The organism is Pararcticibacter amylolyticus (genome assembly GCF_003130405.1).
In the GTDB taxonomy this organism is placed as follows: Bacteria; Bacteroidota; Bacteroidia; order Sphingobacteriales; family Sphingobacteriaceae; genus Arcticibacter; species Arcticibacter amylolyticus.
The window spans coordinates 190,147-195,038 of record NZ_QEAS01000013.1 but is presented as its reverse complement, the minus strand read 5'-3'; the positions used below and the strand labels follow the sequence as shown (position 1 = coordinate 195,038).

General features: G+C 44.8%; 4 protein-coding genes. 3 read left to right on the top strand and 1 reads right to left on the bottom strand.

The features are described from left to right. Positions 1 to 74: 74 nt before the first annotated feature. Positions 75 to 1,277 carry a 3-deoxy-D-manno-octulosonic acid transferase gene (locus DDR33_RS16600; protein WP_317047453.1) on the bottom strand — a complete coding sequence of 401 codons (1,203 nt, stop codon included), beginning with the start codon at positions 1,275 to 1,277 and terminating at the stop codon, positions 75 to 77. A 284-nt stretch (positions 1,278 to 1,561) separates the two neighbouring features. Here DDR33_RS16600 and DDR33_RS16595 point away from each other — a divergent pair, with 284 nt between their 5' ends. Genes DDR33_RS16595 through galE form a run of 3 tightly spaced genes read left to right on the top strand, consistent with a single transcriptional unit; the run spans position 1,562 to position 4,892 of the window. Beyond that, positions 1,562 to 2,875 (top strand): UDP-glucose dehydrogenase family protein, encoded by a 1,314-nt coding sequence (locus tag DDR33_RS16595; RefSeq protein ID WP_109416918.1) that lies wholly within the window; start codon positions 1,562 to 1,564, stop codon positions 2,873 to 2,875. Further along, positions 2,875 to 3,864: a UDP-glucuronic acid decarboxylase family protein gene (locus DDR33_RS16590; RefSeq protein WP_109416917.1), complete on the top strand. Its 990-nt coding sequence runs from the start codon at positions 2,875 to 2,877 to the stop codon at positions 3,862 to 3,864. Before DDR33_RS16595 ends, DDR33_RS16590 begins: the two co-directional genes overlap by 1 nt. A gap of 2 nt (positions 3,865 to 3,866) precedes the next feature. Further along, positions 3,867 to 4,892 (top strand): UDP-glucose 4-epimerase GalE, encoded by a 1,026-nt coding sequence (galE, locus tag DDR33_RS16585; protein WP_109416916.1) that lies wholly within the window; start codon positions 3,867 to 3,869, stop codon positions 4,890 to 4,892.

Below are 4,892 nucleotides of genomic sequence, written 5' to 3'. Positions count from 1 at the left end.
TTAGGTCTAAAGCCGGATTTTGGAGGCTCCCTGTCGGCCTGGTGTTTAGTAAGAAGACATTATTCGCCGCAGCGCTAGCTGTTTTGCAGAAAACGTAGGATCGTTCCGGTTGCCCCCTTATTGTTCTGAACAAATTCTTCTGCAGCCTTCCCCGCCTGTTTCCTGCAATCTTCATCCTGCAGCTTCTGCATGAGGCTTTTAAGCTCCCGGATATTGCTGATGGAAAAGCCTCCGCCTTTTTCTATCAGTGCTTTTGCTTCCAGGAACTTATGGTAATTGGGGCCGAAGATGACGGGTGTGCCGAATGCCGCGGCTTCAAGTGTATTGTGAATTCCAACACCAAAGCCGCCTCCGATATAGGCGATGCTCCCGTATTGGTATAAAGCTGACAGCATACCTATATTATCGATGATGAGTACGCGGGATTCTGAAGGGCGCGTTTGTGTAATTTGCCCTTTGACAACTGAATACTTTAACGAAGATCCTGCGGGAAGGAGTGACTCAAGTGCTTTTATTTTCTCGGGCTTAATTTCATGGGGAGCAATGATAAATTTCCATGAAGGATATTCTTTTACTATTTCTGCGATCAGTTTCTCATCCTCCGGCCAGGAGCTTCCTGCAACAAATGTATTTGAACCGGCACAAAAATTTCTGACATCGTCAAAGTGTTTTGGGGAGGCTGCGTTTTCCGCCACGCGATCGAAGCGCGTATCGCCGCTGACGGTGACATTGCTTATCCGGATTGTACGAAGAATATCTTTGCTGAATTCGTCCTGCACAAAAAAATGAGTGACGAAGCTCAATGTCTTCCTGTTGAGACTTCCATACCATTTGAAAAACACCTGGTTTGTGCGGAATGTAGCAGATATCACATATAAGGGTATATTTCTTTCAGCCAGTTCTCTGAAATAGTGATACCAGTATTCATATTTAGTAAATACTACCAGCCGGGGATTTACCAGGTCAATAAACCGGGAAGCATTTCCGGGTGTGTCGAGAGGGAGATAGAATACATGATCTGCCAATGTGTAATTCTTTCTCAGTTCGTATCCTGACGGCGAGAAGAAAGTAACAATAAAAGAATCGTGGGGATTGGCTTTTTTTAGTTCCTCCAGGACCGGACGGCCCTGTTCAAATTCGCCAAGTGAAGCAAAATGAAACCAAACGTGCTGTTTTCCTGTATCTATACGGTCTGCTATTACCTGGAATATGTTCTCTCGCCCCTTGACCCACAGCCTTGCCTTGTGGTTGAAGAAGTGAGATAAAAACAGTAACAAGTTGTAAAGTTTAATACCTAAGTTATACAGAAATACCATATAATTGCTGAGATTTTCAATCGCCGAAGTTACCTTTAAATAATTCAAAAAGTAGCAAAGGATAAAACAAAGATGGAAGTCTGTAATTGTTTACAAACAAATGGGGTTTGTTAATTTCGAATAGTTTCATTTAATTGTGAGAAGTTTCACACAAATATGTTAACCACGTATGCTCCGTATAAACTTTTCTGAATCCACCATCCGGATAATATGGAGTATACCAGATATTATATCAATAGATTATTATGAAGATTGCCGTAGTGGGAACAGGCTATGTAGGCCTGGTTACCGGAACTTGCCTTGCAGAAACAGGAAATGATGTCAGCTGTGTTGATATTAATGAAGAAAAGGTAGACAAGATGAACAGGGGGCAGATGCCTATTTATGAGCCTGGCCTCGAAATACTTTTTTACAGGAACATTGCCCAGAAACGCCTCGACTTTACCACTAATCTGGCGGAGGCAATTAAAGACGCAAAGATCATTTTCCTGGCTCTTCCTACTCCTCCGGGAGGGGATGGCTCAGCAGATCTGAGCTATGTTTTGGGAGCGGCGAAAGATATTGCAGGACTCATCACAGACTATAAAGTGGTGGTGACGAAGTCTACTGTACCTGTGGGAACGGCAGATAAGGTTAAAGCAGTTTTCAGGGAGCATACAAATGTAGAAGTAGACGTGGTGTCAAATCCTGAGTTTTTAAGGGAAGGTGTTGCTGTGGAGGATTTTATGAAGCCTGACCGTGTGGTTGTAGGAACTCAGAGTGAACGGGCACGGAAGCTGATGGATGAGCTGTATGCGCCTTATGTCCGCTCGGGCAATCCGATCATTTTTATGGATGAGCGGTCTTCTGAACTTACTAAATATGCCGCCAACTCTTTTCTGGCCACGAAGATTACATTTATGAATGAAATCGCTAATATGTGCGAACTTGTAGGTGCAGATGTTGACATGGTGAGACGCGGCATCGGGGCGGATGCGAGGATCGGCAAGAGGTTCCTCTTTCCAGGAGTTGGATACGGAGGCAGCTGTTTTCCGAAAGACGTGCAGGCACTTGCGAAATCGGCATCAGAGGTTAATTACGATTTCAGCATTCTGAATTCGGTGATGGCGGTGAATGAGAAACAGAAGACGGTAATCGTTGAAAAGATGCGCAAATACTATAAGGGAGATCTGAAAGGGAAGAAATTTGCGCTGTGGGGACTGGCCTTTAAACCGGAAACCGACGACATCCGCGAGGCTCCGTCCCTGTATATTATTGATGCACTGCTGAAAGAGGGGGCAGAGATTGTAGCATACGATCCGGAAGCCATTGAGAATGTAAAGAAGCTGAAGGGTGATACCATAGCTTATGCCAGTGATCCTTACGAAGCACTGGAAGGAGCCGATGCTTTAATTATCGTAACAGAGTGGTCATTGTTCCGCACGCCTGACTTCGAACGTATTGAGTCTGCGATGAAAGCGAAAGTTATTTTTGACGGACGTAACCTGTATGATCTCCACCGGATGATCGACTGCGGATTTTATTATAACAGTATAGGAAGACAAACAATAGGAGCATAATGGAAAGAAAACGAATTCTTATTACCGGAGCCGCCGGCTTTTTGGGATCTCACCTCTGCGATCGCTTTATAAAAGAGGATTTTTATGTGATCGCAATGGACAACCTGATCACAGGAGACCTGCGGAATATAGAACATCTGTTTAAGCTGGAGAACTTCGAGTTTTACCATCATGACGTGTCTAAGTTTGTCCATGTTCCAGGGGAGCTGGATTACATCCTTCATTTTGCTTCTCCCGCCAGTCCGATAGATTACCTTAAGATCCCTATTCAAACGCTGAAGGTTGGATCTCTTGGAATCCACAACCTTTTGGGGCTGGCAAAAGATAAGAATGCCCGCATCCTTATTGCTTCTACTTCAGAGGTGTATGGCGACCCGAACATCAACCCTCAGCCTGAAGAGTACTGGGGAAATGTGAACCCGGTTGGGCCAAGAGGTGTTTATGATGAGGCGAAACGCTTCCAGGAAGCCATGACCATGGCTTATCATACCTTCCACGGACTGGAAACCAGGATCGTCAGGATCTTTAATACTTATGGTCCCAGGATGCGTCTGAATGACGGAAGGGTACTTCCTGCATTTATCGGACAGGCCATCCGCGGAGAAGATCTGACAGTATTTGGGGATGGGAGTCAGACCCGCTCATTTTGCTATGTTGATGATCTGATTGAAGGGATCTATCGTTTGCTGTTCTCTGACTACGCATATCCTGTGAACATCGGGAACCCGGATGAAATTACTATCCGCGAGTTTGGGGAAGAAATTGTTAAACTGACTGGCACTACGCAGCAGCTGATCACCAAGCCGCTTCCGGTTGACGACCCGAAACAAAGACGTCCGGATATCACCAAAGCCAAAGAGATTCTTGGCTGGGAGCCAAAGGTATCAAGGGCAGAAGGGCTGAAGATTACCTATGAATATTTCAAATCACTGCCTATGGATTTGATTGAAAAGGTTGAACATAAGGATTTTAGTAACTATAACAAGTAACGATGAGCAAAATTTTAGTAACAGGCGGGACAGGATATATAGGTTCCCACACTGTTGTAGAACTTCAGAATGCAGGTTATGAAGTAATTATTGTTGATAATCTGGATAATTCGAGCATAGGTATTCTTGACCAGATAGAAAAGATCACCGGGATCAGACCGGAATTCTATCAGATCGATCTTTGTGAGGAAGATAAGGTCAAAGATCTGATCCTGAATAATCCTGATATCTCGGGTGTTATTCATTTTGCTGCGCATAAAGCGGTGGGTGAATCGGTGCAATTCCCCCTCAAATATTACAGGAACAACTTTTTCTCGCTCATTAATTTGCTTACTGCATTTAAAGGCCGGGATATTAATTTGGTGTTCTCTTCCTCATGTACCGTTTATGGCCAACCGGATAGATTACCGGTGACGGAAGAAGCGCCTGTAAAAAAAGCGGAATCTCCTTATGGCAACACCAAACAAATAGCGGAGGAAGTGCTGTCTGAAACTGCTGCTGCCAATACGAATTATCATGTTATCTCCCTGCGTTATTTCAACCCTGTGGGAGCTCACGAATCCGGATTGATAGGCGAACTTCCCCTTGGTGTTCCGCAGAACCTCGTGCCCTTCATCACGCAAAGTGCGATCGGTAAAAGGGGCTCTATTACCGTATATGGCGACGATTATAACACTCCTGACGGAAGCTGTATCCGCGATTATATCCATGTCGTAGATCTTGCCAAGGCTCATATTGCGGCCTTAAAGCGTCAGGAAGCCGGGAAGATGCAGGAGAATTTCGAGATCTTCAATATCGGAACAGGCAAGGGCAGTTCTGTCCTCGAAGTCATTGGTGCATTTGAAAAGAGCACTGGGGTAAAACTTGAATATAAGATTGGTGCCAGGAGATCAGGAGACGTTGAACAGGTATGGGGGGATGTTTCAAAGGCAGAAAATGAGCTGAATTGGAAAGCAGAGCTTGGATTGGAAGATATGCTTCGTTCTGCCTGGGCCTGGGAGAAATATATTAGCGAAAATCCATTGTAA

Coding starts and splice junctions, on each gene's coding strand:
- DDR33_RS16595 (WP_109416918.1), top strand. CDS start 1,562: ATGAAGATTGCCGTAGTGGGAACAGGCTATGTAGGCCTGGTTACCGGA.
- DDR33_RS16590 (WP_109416917.1), top strand. CDS start 2,875: ATGGAAAGAAAACGAATTCTTATTACCGGAGCCGCCGGCTTTTTGGGA.
- galE (WP_109416916.1), top strand. CDS start 3,867: ATGAGCAAAATTTTAGTAACAGGCGGGACAGGATATATAGGTTCCCAC.